The sequence below is a fragment of the Mesorhizobium sp. M7A.F.Ca.AU.001.01.1.1 genome (assembly GCF_004022735.1).
Lineage (GTDB): Bacteria > Pseudomonadota > Alphaproteobacteria > Rhizobiales > Rhizobiaceae > Mesorhizobium > Mesorhizobium ciceri.
The window spans coordinates 1-1604 of the sequence record NZ_RZPF01001024.1 but is presented as its reverse complement, the minus strand read 5'-3'; the positions used below and the strand labels follow the sequence as shown (position 1 = coordinate 1604).

Sequence of the window (1604 nt, the reverse complement as noted above, 5' to 3'; positions counted from 1 at the left end):
GTGCGTGCCGGCGGCTCCGGCTCGGAAGAGGACTTTGGTTTCCACCGCGCCATTCTCGCGGCAACGCAGAACCCCAATTTCACCCGGCTGTTCGACACGTTCGGCAGCGCCATGATCCCGCGCCAATGGACGCGGCTCGACCGGATGACCGAAGCCGAGCGGGAAAAATACCTCAACCGCATGCAGCGCGAGCATCGCGCCATCCTTGCCGCGATCGAAGCCAGGGATGTCAACGCGGCGCGGCGCGCCATGCGCAACCATTTGACCAAGAGCTATGCTCGCTTCGAAGATTTGCGCGACAAAGCTGTTCACGAATAAGGGGCAAGCCACGACTGACTGCGCGCTCATGCGGGCGCCCCTGCCACACCGCCGAGATAGAGTTCGCGCATCAGCGACATGTCGCGCAATTCGGCGATCGGCCCGGAGACGACGATGCGGCCGTTCTGCATGAGGTAGCCGCGCGCGGCGACCGCGAGCGCCAGGCCGGCATTCTGTTCGACCAGCAGCACCGAAGCGCCGAAGCGCCCGCCGATATCGAGGATGATCGCCTTGATCTCCTTGACCAGCAGCGGCGACAGGCCGAGCGACGGCTCGTCGAGCAAGAGCACGCGCGGCCGCGTCATCAGCCCGCGCGCGATCGCCAGCATCTGCTGCTGGCCGCCGCTCAGCGAGCCGCCCCGGTCGCGGCGCTTGGTGGCGAGGATCGGAAAGAAGGCAAGCATGGTCTGGAAGTCGGCCTCGACGGCCGCCTCGTCGCGGCGCGCATAGGCGCCGAGGCGCAAATTCTCCTCGACCGTCATCTCGACGAAGATTTTTCTGCCCTCCGGCACCAGCACGACGCCGCGCCTGGCCATCACATCGGCGGCGGACCCGGTGACGTCGGCGCCGTCGAAAGCGATGTTGCCCGAGCGGGGTTTGATCAGCCCGGCGATAGCCTTGAGCAGCGTCGACTTGCCGGCGCCATTGGGTCCGAGGATGGTGACGATTTCGCCTTCGGCCAATGTCAGCGAGACGCCACGGTTGACGATGGTCGGCCCATAGCCGGTGACGACATCGGAGACGGCGAGCAGGTTCACAGATCGCCTCCGAGGTAGACGTCCAGCACCTTGGGATCGGCAAGCACCTTTTCGGTCGGCCCGTCGGCGATCTTGGAGCCGAAGTCGAGCACGGCAAGGCGCCGGCACAGCATCTGCATCAGCTTCATGTCGTGGTCGATGACGCAGACCGTGATGCCATGGCCCGGCAACTGGCGAACAAGGCCGACAAGGGCAGAGGTTTCGCGGTCGTTGAGGCCGGCGGCGGGTTCATCAAGCAGAAGCAGCGACGGCCGCGTGGCCAGCGCCAGCGCCAGGCCGAGCAGGCGCAGGCTGCCGAACGGCAGCACGCCGGCTTTCTCGCCGGCAAGCGCCTTCAGGCCGACGAAGTCGAGCAGGGCCTCTGGTGTCGGCCACGGATTGGCAGTGCCGCCTGCCCTCGCATGTTCGCCAGCGATCTGGACATTCTCCAGCACCCCGAGGCCGGCAAAGGCCATCGCTTGCTGAAAGGTGTAGCCGATCCCGGCTCGCGATATGGCATGCGGCTTGAGACCGGTGATGTCGCTCCCG

General features: G+C 66.1%; 3 protein-coding genes. 1 reads left to right on the top strand and 2 read right to left on the bottom strand.

Annotated features, from left to right (window positions below; translation table 11 throughout):
• A partial coding sequence (locus EN884_RS35355) for an FCD domain-containing protein (protein WP_164895400.1) occupies positions 1 to 318 on the top strand: 318 nt, incomplete at its 5' end.
• Between the two features lie 26 nt (positions 319 to 344).
• Here the strand turns inward: EN884_RS35355 and EN884_RS35350 are convergent.
• Together EN884_RS35350 and EN884_RS35345 are read right to left on the bottom strand one after the other, a co-directional pair.
• Positions 345 to 1076, bottom strand: a complete 732-nt coding sequence (locus EN884_RS35350; protein WP_082826775.1) for an ABC transporter ATP-binding protein — start codon at positions 1074 to 1076, stop codon at positions 345 to 347.
• On the bottom strand, positions 1073 to 1604 hold a 532-nt coding region (locus tag EN884_RS35345; protein WP_128361100.1), incomplete at its 5' end, for an ATP-binding cassette domain-containing protein. The genes EN884_RS35345 and EN884_RS35350, both read right to left, overlap by 4 nt.